This is a genomic window from Curvibacter sp. PAE-UM, assembly GCF_001432305.1.
Lineage (GTDB): Bacteria > Pseudomonadota > Gammaproteobacteria > Burkholderiales > Burkholderiaceae_C > Hylemonella.
In genome coordinates, this window is sequence record NZ_KQ483358.1 from 3,388,060 (window position 1) to 3,406,687 (window position 18,628).

General features: G+C 65.3%; 20 protein-coding genes and 1 tRNA gene. 10 read left to right on the forward strand and 11 right to left on the reverse strand.

Going from position 1 to position 18,628, the window contains the following annotated elements:
* Positions 1-58: 58 nt before the first annotated feature.
* Positions 59-898 (forward strand): class II aldolase/adducin family protein, encoded by an 840-nt coding sequence (locus AO057_RS16200; RefSeq protein ID WP_057676919.1) that lies wholly within the window; start codon positions 59-61, stop codon positions 896-898.
* A gap of 165 nt (positions 899-1,063) precedes the next feature.
* Here the strand turns inward: AO057_RS16200 and AO057_RS16205 are convergent.
* A tRNA-Leu gene (locus AO057_RS16205) sits at positions 1,064-1,148 on the reverse strand.
* Between the two features lie 39 nt (positions 1,149-1,187).
* On the opposite strand from AO057_RS16205, the gene cysM reads away from it, so the two are divergent.
* The 3 genes from cysM to AO057_RS16220 are packed head-to-tail and all read left to right on the forward strand — an operon-like array spanning position 1,188 to position 2,929.
* On the forward strand, positions 1,188-2,090 hold the full coding sequence (gene cysM / locus AO057_RS16210; protein WP_057676920.1) for a cysteine synthase CysM: 903 nt from the start codon (positions 1,188-1,190) through the stop codon (positions 2,088-2,090).
* A gap of 12 nt (positions 2,091-2,102) precedes the next feature.
* Positions 2,103-2,654 (forward strand): NUDIX domain-containing protein, encoded by a 552-nt coding sequence (locus AO057_RS16215; RefSeq protein WP_057676921.1) that lies wholly within the window; start codon positions 2,103-2,105, stop codon positions 2,652-2,654.
* A 47-nt stretch (positions 2,655-2,701) separates the two neighbouring features.
* A complete protein-coding gene (locus AO057_RS16220) occupies positions 2,702-2,929 on the forward strand; it encodes a sulfurtransferase TusA family protein (protein WP_057676922.1) in 228 nt (75 codons plus the stop codon).
* A gap of 62 nt (positions 2,930-2,991) precedes the next feature.
* Here AO057_RS16220 and galU read toward each other — a convergent pair whose 3' ends face one another.
* The 5 genes from galU to AO057_RS16245 all read right to left on the reverse strand — a co-directional run bounded on the left by galU (position 2,992) and on the right by AO057_RS16245 (position 9,396).
* Positions 2,992-3,873, reverse strand: coding sequence for a UTP--glucose-1-phosphate uridylyltransferase GalU (galU, locus tag AO057_RS16225; RefSeq protein ID WP_057676923.1), 882 nt, complete (start codon positions 3,871-3,873; stop codon positions 2,992-2,994).
* A gap of 25 nt (positions 3,874-3,898) precedes the next feature.
* The gene (locus AO057_RS16230; protein WP_057676924.1) at positions 3,899-6,778 is read right to left on the reverse strand and encodes a valine--tRNA ligase; all 2,880 of its coding nucleotides are present in this window, start codon (positions 6,776-6,778) and stop codon (positions 3,899-3,901) included.
* A gap of 71 nt (positions 6,779-6,849) precedes the next feature.
* A complete protein-coding gene (locus tag AO057_RS16235) occupies positions 6,850-7,038 on the reverse strand; it encodes a DUF2783 domain-containing protein (RefSeq protein WP_057676925.1) in 189 nt (62 codons plus the stop codon).
* 16 nt (positions 7,039-7,054) lie between these two features.
* Positions 7,055-8,761, reverse strand: a complete 1,707-nt coding sequence (locus tag AO057_RS16240) for an FAD-dependent oxidoreductase (protein ID WP_057676926.1) — start codon at positions 8,759-8,761, stop codon at positions 7,055-7,057.
* On the reverse strand, positions 8,758-9,396 hold the full coding sequence (locus tag AO057_RS16245; protein WP_057676927.1) for a VOC family protein: 639 nt from the start codon (positions 9,394-9,396) through the stop codon (positions 8,758-8,760). The genes AO057_RS16240 and AO057_RS16245 overlap by 4 nt, the downstream gene beginning before the upstream one ends.
* Before the next feature lie 259 nt (positions 9,397-9,655).
* Here AO057_RS16245 and AO057_RS16250 point away from each other — a divergent pair, with 259 nt between their 5' ends.
* The 4 genes from AO057_RS16250 to AO057_RS16265 all read left to right on the forward strand — a co-directional run bounded on the left by AO057_RS16250 (position 9,656) and on the right by AO057_RS16265 (position 13,918).
* The gene (locus AO057_RS16250) at positions 9,656-10,078 is read left to right on the forward strand and encodes a rubrerythrin family protein (protein ID WP_057676928.1); all 423 of its coding nucleotides are present in this window, start codon (positions 9,656-9,658) and stop codon (positions 10,076-10,078) included.
* 99 nt (positions 10,079-10,177) lie between these two features.
* Positions 10,178-11,527 carry a (Fe-S)-binding protein gene (locus AO057_RS16255; RefSeq protein WP_057676929.1) on the forward strand — a complete coding sequence of 450 codons (1,350 nt, stop codon included), beginning with the start codon at positions 10,178-10,180 and terminating at the stop codon, positions 11,525-11,527.
* Positions 11,528-11,550: 23 nt separating this feature from the next.
* A complete protein-coding gene (locus AO057_RS16260) occupies positions 11,551-12,141 on the forward strand; it encodes a DUF3501 family protein (protein ID WP_057677346.1) in 591 nt (196 codons plus the stop codon).
* 109 nt (positions 12,142-12,250) lie between these two features.
* A complete protein-coding gene (locus AO057_RS16265; RefSeq protein WP_057676930.1) occupies positions 12,251-13,918 on the forward strand; it encodes a SulP family inorganic anion transporter in 1,668 nt (555 codons plus the stop codon).
* Between the two features lie 47 nt (positions 13,919-13,965).
* Here AO057_RS16265 and AO057_RS16270 read toward each other — a convergent pair whose 3' ends face one another.
* Together AO057_RS16270 and AO057_RS16275 are read right to left on the reverse strand one after the other, a co-directional pair.
* The gene (locus tag AO057_RS16270) at positions 13,966-14,676 is read right to left on the reverse strand and encodes a hypothetical protein (protein WP_057676931.1); all 711 of its coding nucleotides are present in this window, start codon (positions 14,674-14,676) and stop codon (positions 13,966-13,968) included.
* Between the two features lie 49 nt (positions 14,677-14,725).
* A complete protein-coding gene (locus AO057_RS16275; protein WP_057676932.1) occupies positions 14,726-15,457 on the reverse strand; it encodes a pseudouridine synthase in 732 nt (243 codons plus the stop codon).
* Between AO057_RS16275 and yaaA the strand changes: the two genes are divergently transcribed.
* Complete coding sequence (gene yaaA, locus AO057_RS16280) at positions 15,456-16,232, forward strand: peroxide stress protein YaaA (RefSeq protein ID WP_057676933.1); 777 nt, start codon at positions 15,456-15,458, stop codon at positions 16,230-16,232. The two genes, AO057_RS16275 and yaaA, sit on opposite strands and share 2 nt — an antisense overlap.
* A 1-nt stretch (position 16,233) precedes the next feature.
* Entirely contained in the window at positions 16,234-17,091 is an 858-nt protein-coding gene (queF, locus tag AO057_RS16285; RefSeq protein WP_057676934.1) for an NADPH-dependent 7-cyano-7-deazaguanine reductase QueF, read from the forward strand.
* 21 nt (positions 17,092-17,112) lie between these two features.
* On the opposite strand, the gene AO057_RS16290 is transcribed toward queF, so the two are convergent.
* From AO057_RS16290 to AO057_RS16300, 3 genes are read right to left on the reverse strand one after another with little or no spacing between them, the layout of a single operon-like run.
* Positions 17,113-17,463: a hypothetical protein gene (locus AO057_RS16290; protein WP_057676935.1), complete on the reverse strand. Its 351-nt coding sequence runs from the start codon at positions 17,461-17,463 to the stop codon at positions 17,113-17,115.
* Positions 17,450-18,295, reverse strand: a complete 846-nt coding sequence (locus AO057_RS16295) for an enoyl-CoA hydratase-related protein (protein ID WP_057676936.1) — start codon at positions 18,293-18,295, stop codon at positions 17,450-17,452. Before AO057_RS16295 ends, AO057_RS16290 begins: the two co-directional genes overlap by 14 nt.
* 21 nt (positions 18,296-18,316) lie before the next feature.
* Positions 18,317-18,595 carry a hypothetical protein gene (locus AO057_RS16300; RefSeq protein WP_082605599.1) on the reverse strand — a complete coding sequence of 93 codons (279 nt, stop codon included), beginning with the start codon at positions 18,593-18,595 and terminating at the stop codon, positions 18,317-18,319.
* Positions 18,596-18,628 lie beyond the last annotated feature (33 nt).

The window sequence follows — 18,628 nt, forward strand, 5'->3', positions numbered from 1 at the left end:
CAAACCCGGGGGGCATCCGGGAACATGCGGGTCTCCCCAACATCTTGAGAGCTTCGTCATGGACATGAAAGTCAAGCCCGCCAGCCCGCAGCACAAGCAGGAACGCGTCTCGATCTACCAGCCGGAACAGGAGGGCCTGATCTATCCCGAGATCCCTGTCTTCGACAATGTCGCCGACGAGCGCCAGCACCGCAAGGAGCGCCTGGTCGCGGCCTGCCGCGCTTTTGCACTGCAGAAATTCGACTACGGCTCGGCCGGGCATCTGACCATCCGCGATCCGGAACATCCCGAGCTTTACTGGACCAACCCCATGTGCGTGCATTTCTCGCAGGTCAAGGTGTCCAACCTCGTGCTGGCCGATCATTCCGGCCGTGTGCTGGAGGGGCGGCATGCCATCAACCGCGCAGGCTTTGTGTTGCATGCGGCGGTCCACGAAATGCACCCCGACATCCTGGCCATGTGCCATGCGCACACGGTCTACGGCACGGCGTTCGCTTCGCTGGGCAAGCGACTCGATCCCATCACCCAGGACACCGCGGCCTTTTTCGAGGACCACGACGTGGTCAACGAGGAAGCCGGCCAGGTGGTGGTGGAGGTGAAAGCCGGACACCGGGTGGCCAGCGCGCTGGGCAAAGGCAAGGCCATCATCCACCAGAACCACGGTCTGTTCACCGTCAGCCGCCACAGCATCGAAGCCGCCGCCTTCTGGTTCATCGCCCTGGAGCGCTGCTGCAAGCAGCAGCTGGTGGTGGAAGCCAGCGGCGCCAAGCCCATCCACCTGTCGCCCGAGACTGCGCGCTACAGCCGCGAGCACGTGGGCAGCGAGTACCTGGGCTGGCTGCACTTCCAGACCATCTGGGGCCAGCTGGTCGAACAGCAGCCCGATATGTTCGACTGAGAACGACTCACAGCGCCCTGGGCGTGCCGATTCGCGAGCAGATGAAGTGTTCGGAGAGAAGGTGCCTGGGGCTGGAATCGAACCCGCGCACGCTAGTGCGCTTCAACCATACCGCCTTGGGCGTGCCGGTTCGCGAGTGCCAACCAGGCCGATATTCCAAAGAGGTGGTGCCCGGGGCCGGAATCGAACCGGCACGCCTTGCGGCGGGGGGTTTTGAGTCCCCTGCGTCTACCAATTTCACCACCCGGGCAAGGAGAGGGAAGGCGGAAATTATGGCACAGTGGCGGTCATGAAGTACCCCACCATCGAAGACGCCATCGGCAAGACGCCGCTGGTGGCCCTGCAGCGCATCGGCGCCGTTGAAAACCAGGCGCGAGGCAACGTCGTCCTCGGCAAGCTCGAAGGCAACAACCCGGCCGGCTCGGTGAAAGACCGCCCCGCCCTGTCCATGATCCAGCGCGCCGAGGAACGCGGTGAGATCAAACCCGGCGACACGCTGATCGAAGCCACTTCAGGGAACACGGGCATCGCCCTGGCGATGGCGGCGGCCATCAAGGGCTACCGCATGGTGCTCATCATGCCGGAGGACCTGTCCATCGAGCGCGCCCAGACCATGAAGGCCTTCGGCGCCGAGCTGATCCTCACGCCGAAGTCCGGCGGCATGGAATACGCGCGTGACCTGGCCACGCAGATGGAACAGGGTGGCAAGGGCCGGGTGCTGGACCAGTTTGCCAATGCCGACAACCCGCGCATCCACTACGAAACCACCGGCCCCGAGCTGTGGGAGCAGACCGGCGGGCGCATCACGCATTTCGTCAGCGCCATGGGCACCACGGGCACCATCACCGGCGTCTCGCGTTTCCTCAAGGAAAAGAACCCCGCCATCCGGATCATCGGCGCCCAGCCCAGCGAAGGCTCGCGCATCCCCGGCATCCGCAAGTGGCCGCAGGAGTACCTGCCCAAGATCTACGACGCCAGCGCTGTGGACGAGCTGGTCTACGTGAGCCAGAGCGACGCCGAAGAGATGTGCCGCCGCCTGGCGCGCGAGGAAGGCATCTTTGCCGGCATCTCGGCCGCCGGGGCCTGCTGGGTCGCGCAGCAGATCGCCGCGCGCGAGACCAACGCCACCATCGCCTTCATCGTCTGCGACCGCGGCGATCGGTACCTGTCGACTGGCGTCTTCCCCGCTTGACGAGCCCGGCCCATGAACGAGGCCTATCGCTACTGCCCGGCCTGCGCCACGGCGCTGGCGCACATCAGCCTGCTGGAAGACGGTGGCCCGAAAGAGCGCCTGCGCTGCCCGGCCTGCGCCTGGACCCACTGGAACAACCCCACCCCGGTGCTGGCCGCCGTGGTGGAGTACCAGGGCCAGATCCTGCTGGCGCGCAATGCCGCCTGGGAAGGCAAGATGTACGCGCTGATCACGGGTTTCATGGAAGCCGGCGAGACGCCGCAGGAAGGCATCACGCGCGAAATCCAGGAAGAGACGAATCTGCAGGCGCAGGAGCTGAACCTGATCGGCGTCTACGACTTCCAGCGCATGAACCAGCTCATCGTGGCCTACCACGCGCGCTGCGAAGGTGAGGTGAAGCTCTCGCCCGAGCTGGTGGACTACCGGTTGTTCGCGCCTGAAAAGGTCAAGTGCTGGCCCGCCGGCACCGGCTACGCCCTGGCCGACTGGCTGCGCTCGCGCGGGCATACTCCGCAGTTCATGGAGGGCTGGAAGTCCCCACAGAGGTCCGATTCCGCCACCTGAAGGCCGGATTGCTTAAAATCAGGGCTACTCGCTAATCTGGACTTGTGATGAACGCTGACCGAGAACTCGACACCCGTGGCCTGAACTGCCCCCTGCCCATCCTCAAGGCCAAGAAGGCCCTGTCGGAGATGACGAGCGGCCAGACCATCAAGGTGATCGCCACCGACGCCGGTTCGGTCCGTGATTTTGTGGCCTTCGCCAAGCAGACCGGCAACGAACTGCTGGAACAGACCACCGAGGGCAAGGACTACATCCACGTCCTCAAGCGCCGCTGAGAACTTACGAATCAATCTACTGCGCGGCCTGATTGCCGCGTTGGGCGGTGTTGGCTCGGGCCTCAGACCTTGAGCGATTTCAGATACGCGCGGAAACTCGCCCCCACCTCGGGGTGCGCCAGGGCCAGCTCCACCGTGGCCTCCAGAAAACCTTCCTTGCTGCCGCAGTCGTAGCGCCTGCCGGCATAGGTGTAGGCGTGCACGGCCTCATGCTTGAGCAAGCCGGCAATGCCGTCGGTCAGCTGGATCTCACTGCCCGCACCGCGCGGCTGCTGGCGGATCTGCTCGAACACTGCCGGTGTGAGGATGTAACGACCGGCCACGGCCAAGCGTGAAGGCGCCTGCTCCGGCGCCGGTTTCTCCACCATGTGGCTGATCTTCAGCAGGCGCTCGCCGTCGGGCTGGCCCGCCACGATGCCGTAACGGCGCACCTGCTCCTGCGGCACTTCCTGCACGGCGATCACGGAGTTGTTCAATCGGTGAAACTGCTCGGCCATCTGGGCCAGCACATGCTGACCACCCGGCGGCCCCATCATCAGGTCGTCGGCCAGCAGCACGGCAAACGGCGCGCCTTCGGTCAGGTGCTCGGCACACAGCACCGCATGGCCGAGGCCCAGGGCACGCGGCTGGCGCACGTAGGAGCACAGCATGTCGTCCGGTTGCACCGAGCGCACCAGGTCCAGCAGGGCCTGCTTGCCGCTCTGCGCCAGCTCGTTTTCCAGCTCGTAGGCGGTGTCGAAATGGTCCTCGATGGCGCGCTTGTTGCGCCCGGTCACGAAAACCATGTGGCGGATGCCGGCCGCGTAGGCCTCTTCCACCGCGTACTGGATCAGCGGCTTGTCGACGACCGGCAGCATTTCCTTGGGCGCCGCCTTGGTGGCCGGCAGGAAACGCGTGCCCAAGCCGGCCACAGGGAAAACGGCAGTTTTGATTTTTTGCGTCATGCCACGATTCTCCCTGCGAAATATGTCAGTTCAAGCGGGTCAGCTGGTCCCGTATCTTGGCCAGTGTGGCCGTGAAGTCGGCCATGCGCTTGTTCTCCTGTTCGATCACGGCCGGCGGCGCCTTGGCCACGAAAGCCTCGTTGGAAAGCTTGCCCTTGGCCTTGGCGATCTCGCCTTCCAGCCGCGTGGCTTCCTTGCCCAGGCGCAGCTTCTCCGCGGCTACGTCGACTTCCATGTGCAGGCACAGGCGCGCTTCCCCCACCACGGCCACCGGCGCAGCTTGCGCAGCAGCAGCCCACTCGGCCTCGGTCTTGAAGACCTTGACTTCGCTCAGCTTGGCCAGGGCTTGCAGCACCGGCGCCCACTGTTCCAGGAAAGCCGTCTCGCCGGCGCTGCTGGCCACGGCGTACAGCGGCAGGCGCGTGGAGGGCGACACATTCATCTCGCCACGCAGGTTGCGGCAGGCGTCGACGAACTGGCGCAGGCGGGCCACCTCGGCCATGGCCGCAGCGTCGATACGCTCGGGCTGGCTCACGGGGTAAGCGGCCACGCTCACGGACGCACCGGCCCGGCCGGCGACGGGCGCCACCTTCTGCCACAGCTCTTCGGTGATGAAGGGGATCAGCGGGTGCGCCAGGCGCTGGATGGTTTCCAGCGTGCGGATCAGGGTGCGACGCGTGCCGCGCTGTTGCGCAGCGTCGCCGGTGTTGATCTGCACCTTGGCGATTTCCAGGTACCAGTCGCAGAACTCGTTCCAGACGAAGTCGTAGATGGTGTTGGCGACGTTGTCCAGGCGGTAATCGGCAAAACCCTGGGCCACGTCGGCCTCGACCTGCTGCAGCAGCGAGACGATCCAGCGGTCGGCAGCGCTGAAGCTCAGGTAGCCGTGGAAGGGACCACCGGGCACGCACTGCTCCTTCGTGTGCTCCTCCAGGCCGCAGTCATGGCCCTCGCAGTTCATCAGCACAAAACGCGTGGCGTTCCAGAGCTTGTTGCAGAAGTTTCGGTAACCCTCGCAGCGCTTGCTGTCGAAGTTGATGTTGCGCCCCAGCGAGGCCAGCGAGGCGAAGGTGAAACGCAGCGCATCGGCGCCGAAAGCGGGAATGCCGGCGGGGAACTCCTTCTCGGTGTTCTTGCGCACCTGGGGCGCGGTCTCGGGTTTGCGCAGGCCGACCACGCGCTTGTCCAGCAGGGGGGCGAGCGCGATGCCGTCGATCAGGTCCACCGGGTCCAGCACATTGCCTTCGCTCTTGCTCATCTTCTGGCCCTGCGCGTCGCGCACCAGGCCATGGATGTAGACGTGCTTGAAGGGCACCTTGCCCGTGAAGTGGGTCGTCATCATGATCATGCGGGCGACCCAGAAGAAGATGATGTCGTAACCCGTGACCAGCACGCTGGAGGGCAGGTAGAGGTCGAAATCTTCCGTCTGCTCGGGCCAGCCCATGGTGCTGAAGGGCACGAGAGCGGACGAATACCAGGTGTCCAGCACGTCCTCGTCACGTGTGAGTTTTTTGCCCGGCGCCTTGGCTTGCGCTTCCGCCTCGTTGCGCGCCACGATCACATTGCCGGCCTCGTCGTACCAGGCCGGGATCTGGTGGCCCCACCAGAGCTGGCGCGAGATGCACCAGTCCTGGATGTTGTTCATCCACTGGTTGTAGGTGTTGACCCAGTTCTCGGGCACGAATTTGACCGCGCCGCTGTCCACCGCGTCGATGGCCTTCTGCGCGATGCTCTTGCCCGTCGGGTCCTGCTCGCTGACCTTGCTCATGGCCACGAACCACTGGTCCGTCAACATGGGCTCGACGATCTGGCCCGTGCGGGTGCAGATGGGCACCATGAGCTTGTGTTTCTTGGTCTCAACCAGCAGGCCCAGCGCTTCCAGATCCTTCACGATGGCCTTGCGTGCCACGAAGCGGTCCAGGCCGCGGTATTTCTCGGGCGCGTTCTCGTTGACGGTGGCCTGTAGCGTCAGCACACAGATCAGCTCCAGCTTGTGGCGCTGGCCCACCTGGTAGTCGTTGGGATCATGGGCCGGCGTGACCTTGACCACGCCCGTGCCGAATTCCTTGTCCACATAGGCGTCGGCGATCACCGGGATCTGGCGGCCCACCAGGGGCAGGGTCACCATCTTGCCGATCAGGTGCTTGTAACGTTCATCCTCGGGGTGCACCATCACGGCCACGTCGCCGAGCATGGTCTCGGGGCGGGTGGTGGCCACGGTCAGGCTGCCCGAGCCATCGGCCAGCGGGTAGGCGATGTGCCAGAGCGAGCCATCCTTCTCCTCGCTCTCCACTTCCAGGTCGGACACGGCGGACTGCAGCACCGGGTCCCAGTTGACCAGCCGCTTGCCGCGGTAGATGAGGCCCTGCTCGTACAGGCGCACAAAAGTCTCGGTCACCACCTTGGAGAGCTTGTCGTCCATGGTGAAGTACTCGCGGCTCCAGTCCACGCTGTCGCCCATACGACGCATCTGCGTGGTGATGATGTTGCCGCTCTGCTCCTTCCACTCCCAGACGCGGGCCACGAAGTTCTTGCGGCCCAGGTCGTGGCGGCTGACCTTCTGCTCCTGCAGCTGGCGCTCCACCACGATCTGGGTGGCGATGCCCGCGTGGTCCGTGCCCGGCACCCAGACCGTGTTGGCGCCGGCCATGCGGTGGTAACGCGTGAGCGAGTCCATGATGGTCTGGTTGAAGGCATGGCCCATGTGCAGCGTTCCCGTCACATTCGGGGGCGGCAGCTGGATGGCAAAGGACGGCGCACCGGCTTTGGCCTGGCCGGTGCCGCGGAAACCTGCGTTGCCGTAGCCGCGTTTTTCCCATTCGGGGCCCCAGTGCGCCTCCAGGGCGGCGGGTTCGAAGGACTTGGACAGGCTGTTGAGGCCGGGTTGCTGGACGGTGTCGGTCATGGTGCTGACAAAAAATGAAGAACGGCACCCGAAGGTGCCGTTCCATGGGAGGTCTGGGAACTGCCCCGATTTTACCGGGGCAGGTCCTTGGCCGCCCGGATGCACTCGGCCAGCACATCCCTGCTGCCGATCTGGTTGGCCAGCAGCAGGATCAGCCGCGCATTGAGCAGCTCCGATTGTTCCTGGCTCAGGCCGGCGTGGGCGTCCAGCAACTGCTCGTAGAAGGTGTCGGCGTCCTGGAAATGGGGGGTGGTTTTCATGGTTCCTCCGCTTTTTTCAAGGCTGGATGCCGATGGCCCGCTCGATGGCCTGGATCAGGCCGGCGTCCACGCTCTCGCCCGTGGCGGCGATGTAGGCGTCGGGCCGCACCAAGGCCCAGGCATGGCCGAAGACATGGCAGGCGCCCTGCAGATGGCCCTGCGGGTCGATCACGAACTCGCGCGCCTGCGGCCGGGTGTCCGGCCCCACCACCTGCACGCAGCGCACGGGTGCGGCGCTGCCCAGGTGGCGCAGGCGCTGCGCCGCGGCCGCCGACATGTCACCAAAGACCAGCACCAACAGCTGGCCACCGGCCCATTCGATCAGGTCGTTGACGCAGCCGGCGCTGTGATCGGCCCAGCGAAAGCTCACGTTCTGCACCGACAGGCCCCCGCTGCGGTCGCAGATGCCGGAATGGGTGTAGTTGTTGGCCACGGCCATGCGGCCCGTGTTGATGAGCGCACGGGCAAAGGGGTGCTGGCGCGCCAGGCTGATGGCCGCGCTGCGGAAGGTGCGCTCCATGCCGTCAGCCGGGCGCAGGAAACGCGCCGTGCGGTTGGTCACCATGACGTTCTGCGCGGCGGCCTCGTGCCGCTCATCGTTGTAACTGTCCAGCAGGCTCACCGGCGCCTGGCCGCGTAACACGGCCGCCAGCTTCCAGGCCAGGTTGTCGGCATCGGCCACCCCGGTATTGCCGCCGCGCGCGCCGAAGGGACTGACGATCTTGGCCGTGTCGCCCATGAAAAACACGCTGCCGATGTGCAAGCGGTCCAGGCACTGGCTGCGGTAGGCGTAGGGGCCGACCCAGACGATCTCGGCTTCCACGTCCGGGCCGAACTGCTGCCGCAACCGTTCGCGCACCACGTCCTCGCGACTCACGACCTCGGGGTCGGCATTGGGCTCCATCTGGTAGTCGATGCGCCAGACTTCGTCGCCCATCAGGTGCTGCCAGACCGCGCGGTTGCCGTTGAAGGGCGCCTCGATCCAGGTGTGGCGCTCCTGCGGCGGACGGTGCTTGAAACGCACGTCGGCGATGCACCAGCGATCATCACCGCGGCGCGAAGTCATGGTGGCCCCCGTCCAGGCATGAAAGGGGGTGTGCGAGCCGCTGGCGTCGATCACGTGCTCGGCCTCCAGCGCGTAGGGGCCGGCCGGCGTGTCCACGATCAGCGTGGCGTAGCCCGCGTGCTGCTGGAAGCCCGTCACGCGCGATTTCCAGCGCAGGTTCACGTGGCCCAGGCCGTAGATGCGCTCGACCAGGTAGCCCTCGATGTAGAACTGCTGGATGTTGATGAAGGGCGGCTGGGCCGACAGGCTGTAGCTGCTGTTCTGCCGCAGGTCGAAGGAGTAGACCTCGTCCTGGCCGGCGAAGGTGCGGCCCACGCTCCACTGGATGCCCTTGGCGGCGATGCGCTCGTACACCCCCAGGCGCTGGAAGATCTCCAGCGACTTCTGCGTGTAGCAGATGCCGCGCGAGGATGCGCCCTTGACGCCCACGGTGTTGTCCTCGTCCAGCAGCACGGCCTCCACCCCCAGCTTCGCGAGGCCGCAAGCCAGGGTCAGCCCGGTGATGCCGGCGCCGATGATGACGATCTTGTGACGTTTGACTTCGCCGCTCTTGATTTCGGGCGGTTCGACAAAAGGGTACTCGGGCAGTTCGTAGCCCTTGCCCTGGGTGAACTCGTAGCCGTTCGTGTGGGCCACGTCGCGGTAGGCGGCCTTCATGCACGGCCTTTCTGCGCGGCGCGCGCGGCCACTTCGGGCCGGTCGTTCTGTTGCGGCTTGAGCGGTGCGGCCACCTTGCCGCTGGCACGTTCCTGGCGCCAGACCTGCTTGCGCGCCGTCCACTCGTTCAGGCGGTCGTGGGCCGTGGTGCTTTCCTTGAGCATCTGGAACTCGTCGGCCACCTGGGCCGAGAGTTCGAGCCGGATGCCGTTGGGGTCGAAGAAGTAGATGCTCTTGAAGATGTGGTGGTCGGTCACGCCGATCACCTCGACGCCGCTGGCCTGCAGCCGCACCTTCATGGCCTCCAGCTGCTCGATGGAGTCGAGCCGGAAGGCGATGTGGTTCACCCAGCGCGGCGTGTTGGCGCTGGGCTCGGCCGCCACGTCGTCGCCCAGGTCGAAGAAGGCGATGAAGGAGCCGTCCTGCAGGCGGAAGAAGAAGTGCGTGTAGGGGCAGTATTCGCCGGTGCTGGGCACGTGATCGCTCTGGATGATGTGGTACAGCGGCAGGCCCAGGATGTCTTCGTAGAAGTGCCGCGTCTCCTCCGCGTCGCGTGCGCGGTAGGCGTAGTGGTGCAGCTGCTGGATCGGTGGCGGCGCCGGCAGGGCAGTCGCCGCTCGGGGGCTGTTGCTCATGTTTGCTCCTCGGGCAGACAATTTACTTATACGTAACCCGTTTACTTTAACGTAACTCCCCACTCCTGCCGATCGTGATAAAGCCGGAGCGCCCGATAGTTATTGCGAATGAATATCAATAGCGACATTCAATAGGCAAGGGTAATTCGCCATATTGAAACTGCCAATTAGACGCGGGCATGTCGCAGGGCTACCCTAGGTTCCGTCTTTGACCTGTTCAAAGCGTTCCCGTGTTTTTCAACCCAACAAGGAGATAGCCATGCCCGCACTGAAAGGTTCCAAAACGGAACAGTGCCTGAAGGACGCCTTCGCCGGCGAATCACAGGCCAACCGCCGTTACCTGTACTTCGCAAACAAGGCCGACGTGGAAGGCCAGAACGACGTGGCAGCGCTGTTCCGCTCCACCGCTGAAGGCGAAACCGGTCACGCCCACGGCCACCTGGAGTTCCTGGAGCAGTCCGGCGACCCCGCCACCGGCATGCCCATCGGCTCCACCCGCGACAACCTGAAGTCCGCTGTCGCCGGCGAAACCCATGAGTACACCGACATGTACCCGGGCATGGCCAAGACCGCCCGCTCGGAAGGTTTCGACGAAGTTGCCGACTGGTTCGAGACCCTGGCCAAGGCCGAGCGTTCGCACGCGAACCGCTATCAGAAGGCCCTGAACGAACTGGTGGATTGATTCCGCTGTTCTTCCGCTACGCCGCGAGGCGTAGCGGTTTACGAAAGAGCTTTCGCACGAAAGCGCTTTCTTAAATCCACACAACAAAGAGGACACACCATGGCGCGCGAAGGCAACCTGGAAGCCCCGACCCGACACCCCCTGGACTGGAAGAACCCCGACTTCTACAACGAAGAATCGACCTTCAAGGAACTGGAACGCATCTTCGACATCTGCCACGGCTGCCGCCGTTGCGTCAGCCTGTGCGGCTCCTTCCCCACCCTGTTCGACCTGGTCGATGAAAGCGCGACCGGCGAGGTCGACGGTGTGGCCAAGCAGGACTACTGGAAGGTGGTGGACCAGTGCTACATGTGCGACCTGTGCTACATGACCAAGTGTCCGTACACCCCGCCGCACGAATGGAACCTGGACTTCCCGCACACCATGCTGCGCGCCAAGGCCATCAAGTTCAAAAAGGGCGAGGTCAAGACCAGCGAGAAGCTGCTGGCCTCCACCGACCTGCATGGCTCCTTTGCCGGCATTCCCATCGTCGTGCAGATCGCCAACGCCGTGACCCACACCCAGGCCGCGCGCAGCGTGATGGAGAGCGTGGCCGGCGTCGACAAGAACGCCTGGCTGCCCTCGCTGGCGACGCGGAAGTTCCGCTCCGGCGCCGCCGACAGCCAGCCCTATGCCGTGAAGAACGGCGACAAGACGCCGGGCAAGGTGGCCATCTACTCGACCTGCTACGTCAACTACAACGAACCCGGCATCGGCCACGACCTGCTCAAGATCCTCGACCACAACGAGATCCCCTACGTGCTGGTGAGCAAGGAAAAATGCTGCGGCATGCCCAAGCTGGAGCTCGGTGACCTGGACTCGGTCAACAGCAGCAAGGAAGCCAACATCCCCGTGCTTCACAAATATGCGCAGGAGGGCTACGCCATCCTCTCGGCCGTGCCCAGCTGCACCCTGATGTTCAAGCAGGAAATCCCGCTGATGTACCCGGAGGACAAAGCCGTGCAGGCGGTGAAGGAAGCCATGTGGGACCCCTTTGAGTATCTGATGGCGCGCAAGCGCGACGGCCTGCTCAAGACCGAGTTCCCGCAGAAGCTGGGCAATGTGAGCTACCAGATCCCCTGCCACGGCCGCGTGCAGAACATCGGCAAGAAGACCGAGGAGATGCTCAAGATGATCCCCGACACCACGATCAACACGATCGAGCGCTGCTCGGGCCACGCCGGCACCTTCGGTGTGAAGAAGGCCACCCACCAGCAGGCCATGAAGATCGGCAAGCCCGTGTTCAAGGCCATGGCCAGCATGAAGGACGGCACCAAGCCCGACTACATCAGTTCCGACTGCCCGCTGGGCGGCCACCACATCGCACAGGGCTTCGAGGTCAACGGCCTGGGCGCGCCCGAGCTGCAGCACCCGCTGTCTCTGGTGCGCATGGCCTATGGCTTGAAGTAAGAGTATTGGAGATGGAGATGGACATGCAACTCACCGGCAAGATCACCCCCGACAACCTGATGTCGCTGGAGGCCTACAGCAAGTGGCGCAAGGCGCACAAGGGCGAGGTCATCACCCACCGCAAGCTGCGCAGCGTGCTGCTGGGCGAGCACATCAACCTGCAGTTCGAATCGGAGCTGACCATCCGCTACCAGATCCAGGAGATGCTGCGCATCGAGAAGATCTTCGAGGAGGAAGGCATCCTGGACGAGATCCACGCCTACGCCCCGCTGGTGCCGGACGGCACGAACTGGAAGGCCACGATGATGATCGAGTACCCCGACATCAACGAGCGCAAGCGCGAGCTGGCCCGCCTGATCGGGGTGGAAGACCGCATGTTCGTCGAGGTGGAAGGCTACCCGCGCGTCTACGCGATTGCCGACGAAGATCTGGACCGCGAGAACGAGGAGAAGACCTCGGCCGTGCACTTCGTGCGCTTCGAACTCACGCCCGCCATGTGCGCGGCCATCAAGGCCGGCGCCGGTGTGAAGGTGGGCTGCGACCACACCAACTACCCGGCGCACGTGACGGTCAGCGCCGAGACCCTGGCCTCGCTGGCCGGCGACTTGAAGTAAATCGCTCTGCCCTGCACAGGGCAGCAGAACCGGGGCCAGCGCCGATGCACTGGCCTTGTGTTTTGGGGCGCGGCTAAACTGTCTGCTCGTCTGCCACTGCCCCACCCCCATGCCCTTCGTCACAGCCCGCCTGCGCTCGCTCCTGCCTTTCCTGAACTGGCCCCGCCCCACGGCCGAGCTGCTGCGCAGCGAGGCCCTGGCCGGTCTGGCCGTGGGCCTGATGGTGATCCCCCAGGGCGTGGCCTATGCCGTGCTGGCGGGCATGCCGCCGGTCACCGGCATCTATGCCTCCATCCTGCCGGCCCTGCTGGCGGTGCTGTTCAGCGCCTCGACCCGGCTCTCGGTCGGCCCGACCGCCCTGACCTGCCTGCTGGTAAGTGCCGGCCTCACGGGGCTGGCCCAGCCCGGCTCGGCTGAATGGGTCCAGTTGGCCATCTGGCTGGCCCTGCTCACCGGCCTGCTGCAGCTGGTGCTGGGTTTCATGCGCTTCGGCTGGCTGCTCAATCTGGTCAATGCGCCGGTGCTCACGGCCTTCACCCAGGCGGCATCCGTGCTCATCATCGGCTCCCAGCTGCCTGACCTGCTGGGCCTGCATGACTGGCGCAGCCTGGGATCGGACGCACTCCACGCCTGGCACCTGCCCTCCCTGGCTTTCGGCCTGGGCACGCTGGCGCTGCTGCTGGCGGCGCGCCGCTGGCGCCCCGCCTTTCCCTCGGTGCTGCTGATCGTGCTGGCCGCAGCCGGCCTGTCCCATGGGCTGGACTTCGAGGCTGCGGGCGGCCAGGTGGTCGGCATGCTGCCGGCGGGCCTGCCGGCCCTGCAGTTGCCGGCCCTGCCCGATGCCGCCGTGCTGGGCCATCTGCTGCTGCCCACCCTGGTCATCACGCTGGTGAGTTTCCTGGAAACGGCCTCCAGCGCCAAAGTCGACAACGAGCGCCGCGGCACGCGCTGGAACCAGGACCAGGACCTGATCGGCCAGGGCCTGGGCAAACTGGCGGCCGGCCTCAGCGGCGCCTTCCCGACCAGCTCCTCCTTCTCGCGCTCGGCGCTCAACCTCTACGCCGGCGCCCGCACCGGCTGGGCCACGGTGTTTTCCGCCGTGGTCGTGCTGCTGGCGCTGTGGCTGTTCATCCCGGTCCTGCGCCATGTACCGCAGGCCGTGCTGGCTGCCATCGTGGTGGCTGCGGTGCTGGGCCTGATCAAGCCACGCGAGTTCACGCGCCTGTGGCGCATCGCCCGCGTGGAGGCCATCATTGCCGGCACCACCTTCCTCATCACCCTGCTGGTCTCACCCCGGCTCTACTGGGGCGTGCTGGCCGGCGTGCTGATGTCGCTGAGTCATTTCCTCTACCAGCGCCTGCACCCGCGCATCATCGAAGTGGGCCTGCATCCTGACGGCAGCCTGCGCGATCGCCATGTCTGGAAACTGCCGCCGCTGGCGCCCGACACCTATGCCCTGCGCATGGATGCCGCGCTGGACTTCGCCGCCGCGGCCGAGTTCGAGCGCGCCATCGTCGAGTACCTGGCCGCCCATCCGCAAACCCGTCATGTCTGCCTCTTCGCCCAACCCATCAGCCACGTTGACGCCACCGGCGTGGATGCCCTGCTCAAGCTCAGTGGGCAACTGCGCCAGCAGGAGGTGCTGTTGCACATCAGCGGCATGAAACTGCCGGTGGAACGCACCCTGCTGCAGGCCGGGTGGAAGCCGGCCGATCCGGCGCATCGCCTCTACCGCACCGAGGCGGAAACGGTCGCCGCGCTGCGAGCCCTGGCCTGAGAGGTCTCACCCTCTGAGCCCGGGCCGGCGCCAGCCCCCTGGAGCGCTCAGCCGAATTTCAGGAACATGCGGCTGTAGGGACCCTTGAGCCGGTCCAGCGCCTCCCGCGCGGCGGTCGCGTCCTGGTTCATGGCGGCCCGGTGCAGCGTGGTCACCGAGGTCTCCAGCGCCTGCAGGGCGGCGCCAAATTCAGCGTCGTTCTGCAGGGCCTTCGGGGCCTCACTGCGCAGTTGCTTGGCCAGGTACTCCAGCACGCCCACCCGCTTGACCAGCGTCAGCATGGCCTGCGGACTGCTGGTCATCGCCGGCCCCTGCTGCAGCACATGCTCCATCTCGGCATGGTAGGCGTTCATGTGGTCACTGAAGACGATGACCCCATTGCGCCGGCGCAACTCGGCCATGATGTCCCGCGCCTGCTCCAGCGTTTCGTGCGCCTGCGCCAGCTTGCCCTGGCCGATCTCGCCGGCCGCCTTCTCGTAGACCTTGCCGACGGCCTGCAGGGAAGCACTGAATTCGGGATCCCTGTCGTAGGGGATGGGCGGCCTGGCAGCGAACCTGTCCAGGATCGATTGCCAGGCCTGCCGGGCCTGGGCCATCGCCTGTTCGGACTCGGCCTGCGCCTTGCTGTTGGTGCGGAACAGGGCGGCACGGTAGGGGGCGTAGGCCTGGTTGATGGCTTCCGTCACCGGGTCGGCCGCCTGGGCCCCCAGGCAGGCCAGCAGACCGAGCATCACGAAGAAATTGACAACGAGTTTCATGGCATCTCCAGATCAGGGACAACGCCGTCACAGCGGCGGCTGATTCAGTCTAGTCGGCGCTTGTCCGCCCGTCTTGACGTAAATCAATGCGGCGACGCCAGAGCGCCCAGTCAGGCCCGAGCGGGGCCTCGATCGGCAGCGCCGTGCCATGCACCGGATGGATCAGCTCCAGGCGCAGGGCATGCAGCCAGAGACGCTGCGCCCCCAGCAACGCCGCCAGGGCGCGATTCAGAGGCCCCTTGCCATGGGTGGCGTCCCCGATGATGGGGTGGGCGATGTGCTTGAGATGACGGCGCAGCTGGTGGCGCCGGCCGCTCAGGGGCTGCAGTTCCACCAGCGCGCAGCGCGTCGTGGGGAAGCCACCCTGCGGCAGCGGCAGCTCGTAACGCGCCAGCGTGCGATAACGCGTCTGGGCGTCCTGCACTTCCTGCCGGCCTGCGCGGGCGTCATCTTCCATGCGCTTGAGGGGGTGATCGATCAGGCCTGACTCGGGCGACCAGCCGCGCACCACGGCCTGGTAGGTCTTGCGCACCTGGTCCGGTGCCTCGAAGGCCTGGCCCAGCTGGCGGGCGGTATCGGCATCCAGCGCGAACAGCAGCACGCCACTGGTGCCCTTGTCCAGCCGGTGGGCGGGCCAGACCGGGCGGCCGAGTTGATCGCGCAGCAGTTGCAAGGCAAATTGCGTCTCGCCAGCATCCAGCCCGGTCCGGTGGACCAGCAGCCCCGGCGGCTTGTCCACGGCTACTAGATAATTGTCCTGATACAGGATACGCAAGAACATGCTGTTTTTATTATCTCCCGCGAAATCACTGGACTACGACACACCCGCTGGCGACGTGCCGCACACGCAGCCCCTGTTCGTCAAGCAATCGACCGAACTCATCAAGATCCTGCGCGGCTACTCACCGCAACAGATTTCCGAACTGATGGACCTGAGCGACGCGCTCGCCGGCCTGAACGTGGCGCGTTACCAGGCCTGGAGCCCGAAGTTCACGGCGAAGAACGCCAAGCAGGCCGTGCTGGCCTTCAACGGCGACGTCTACGAAGGGCTGGATGCGAAGACGCTCAAGGCCCAGGACCTGGCCTGGACGCAGGAGCACGTGTGCATCCTCAGCGGCCTGTACGGCGTGCTGCGCCCGCTGGACTGGATGCAGCCCTACCGGCTGGAGATGGGCACCCAGCTGCCCAACCCGAAAGGCAAGAACCTCTACAAGTTCTGGGACACGCAAATCGCGGATTACCTGAACGAACGCCTGCAGGCCGACAAGACGCCCGTGGTGGTGAACCTGGCCTCGCAGGAATACTTCAAGGCCGTGGACACCAAAGCACTGAAGGCCCGCGTGATCGAGTGCGTGTTCGAGGACTGGAAGGGCGACAAGTACAAGGTCATCAGCTTCCTGGCCAAGCGCGCGCGCGGCCTCATGGCGCGTTATGCGGCCACCAGGCACGTGACCACACCGAAGCAGCTGGAGAAATTCAATCTCGAAGGCTATGCTTACGAAGCGGCCGCATCCGAACCCGATCGTCTGGTGTTCCGCCGCAAGATCCAGGACTGACATGAGCCAACCTGAAGACTCGCTGCTGGGCAAGGCGGCCCCCTATGTGGACCAGTACGACGCCGCGCTGCTCTACCCCATCCCGCGCCTGCCGAAACGCCAGGAGATCGGCCTGGGCATCAAAGAGGGCGCCACCCTGCCCTTCATGGGTGCCGATCTGTGGACGGCTTACGAGCTGAGCTGGCTCAACGCACGCGGCAAGCCGCAAGTGGCCATCGCCCAGATCACCGTGCCCTGCGAGACGCCCAACATCGTCGAGAGCAAGTCCTTCAAGCTCTACCTCAACAGCTACAACAACACGAAGTTCGCTGATGCGGCCGAGGTGCAGACGCGTATCCGCGCCGACATCAGCGAAGCGGTCTGGCGTGGTTCCGACAAGACCGGCACCGTGGGCGTGAAAATCATCGCGCCCGAACTGTTCGACCAGCAGCCCATCCATGAACTCGACGGCCTGAGCCTGGACCGGCTGGACGTCGAATGCACGCACTACACGCCAGCCCCCGAACTGCTGACAGCCGCCTTCGACGAGCAGCCCGTGAGCGAGGTGCTGACCAGTTCCCTGCTCAAGAGCAACTGCCTGGTGACAGGCCAGCCCGACTGGGCCAGCGTGCAGATCGCCTACAGCGGCCCGCAGATCGAGCAGGCCGGCCTGCTGCAATACCTGGTGAGTTTTCGCAACCACAACGAATTCCACGAGCAATGCGTGGAGCGCATCTACATGGACCTCTGGACGCGCTGCAAACCGACCAAACTGACGGTCTATGCGCGCTACACGCGCCGCGGCGGCCTGGACATCAACCCCTGGCGCACCAGCCACCCGCAGGCCCTGCCAGCCAACGTACGCACGGCACGGCAGTAAACGCGGTCCTGGGACCTGGCCTCAAGGGCGACCTTGGGGCCACTGCAGGTCCAGCAGCTTCCAACCCGCCCCTGGCGTCTTCTGCACCGCGCACTGGTATTCGGAACGGACCATGGGCGCCCCAAAACGGGCCTGGGCATGGAGTGCGCCTGAGGCCAGCCAGACGTCGGCCATCCCCGCCCAGCGCTTGTCGTTCGCTGGTGTCGCTGGCCGTGTAGCGTCCATCCTGGGCTTGCCCAGGGTCTTCAGCGCCGCCAGGGCGTATTGCTGGCAGGCATAACTCGCATACAGCGCGTCGTCCTTCTCGGCCGCCTGCACCAAGCCACCAACCAGGACGAGGAGCAGGCCCCGGCCGGCTTTACTGGCCAGCATCGCGAAACGACCGTAGCGGCGCCAGTTCCGGGAACTGGCCTGCCCGCTTTTCCTTCATGGCCGTGACGGCCTCCATCACGTGCTTGTTGCTCCAGATCGCGCCTTGCAGCCAGCCCATCTGCTTGAGCGCGTCGTCCACGCCGTGGTCACGCGCGTAGTGCAGGGCCTGCTTGGTGCCCCAGATGGCCACCGGCGGCTTGGCTGCGATCTCCCTGGCCGTCTGCAAGGCGCCGGCCAGCAAGGCTTCCGGCGTGTCGAACACCTGGTTGACCAGGCCGTAGCCCAGAGCCTGTGCCGCCGGCAGGCGCCGGCCCGTGTAGGCCAGTTCCTTGACAACACCCAGCGGCATGAGCTTCGGTAAACGCTGCAAGGTGCCCACGTCGGCCACCATGCCGATGTTGATCTCCTGGATGCAGAAGAAGGCATCGCTCGTGGCGTAGCGCAGGCAGCAGGCGCTGACCATGTCCACCGCGCCGCCGATGCAGCCGCCCTGGATGGCCGCGATCACCGGCATGCGCAAGGTCTCCAGCTTGGTGAAGGTGGCCTGCATGTCGGTCAGCAGGTCGAAGATGGCGGCACGGCCTTCCGCGCTCTTGTCGTCCAGCGTGATGGCGCCACTGAAGGTCTCCAGCGCCATGCCGGCGCTGAAGTGCTTGCCGGTGCTGCTGATGAGCAGCACGCGCGCCTCGCCACTGGCGTGCAGCTGTGTGAGCACCTGGTCGAGCTCGCGCCAGAACTGCGGGTGCATGGTGTTCATCGCCTCGGGGCGATTCAGCACCAGATGGGCAATGTGATCGGTGATGGAAAGAGTGAAACAGTTCAGGGTGTTCATGCCCCTACTGTACCCAGCCTCTCAGGCCCGGCTGGACAACCAGTCGCAACGCAGGCGTTGCGCGCGGTGCGCGTGCGCACGCCAGGCCACGTAGAGCCTGGGGGCCGCGCTGCCCAGCAGACACAGCGGCCCGACCCACAGCAATTCGAACATCAGCACCGGCATCCAGCCGACCCAACCCATGAGCCAGCAGCAGAGGACGCCATCCCAGAGCTGGTACTCCAGCGGATGTTCATCCTTGTGCGCGACATGCCAGAGCCGGATACGCTTGATTTCTGCCAGGTTCAGGGGATGGTGCATGGAGGCCTCCGCTGCGGATGGCTTCACTGTAAG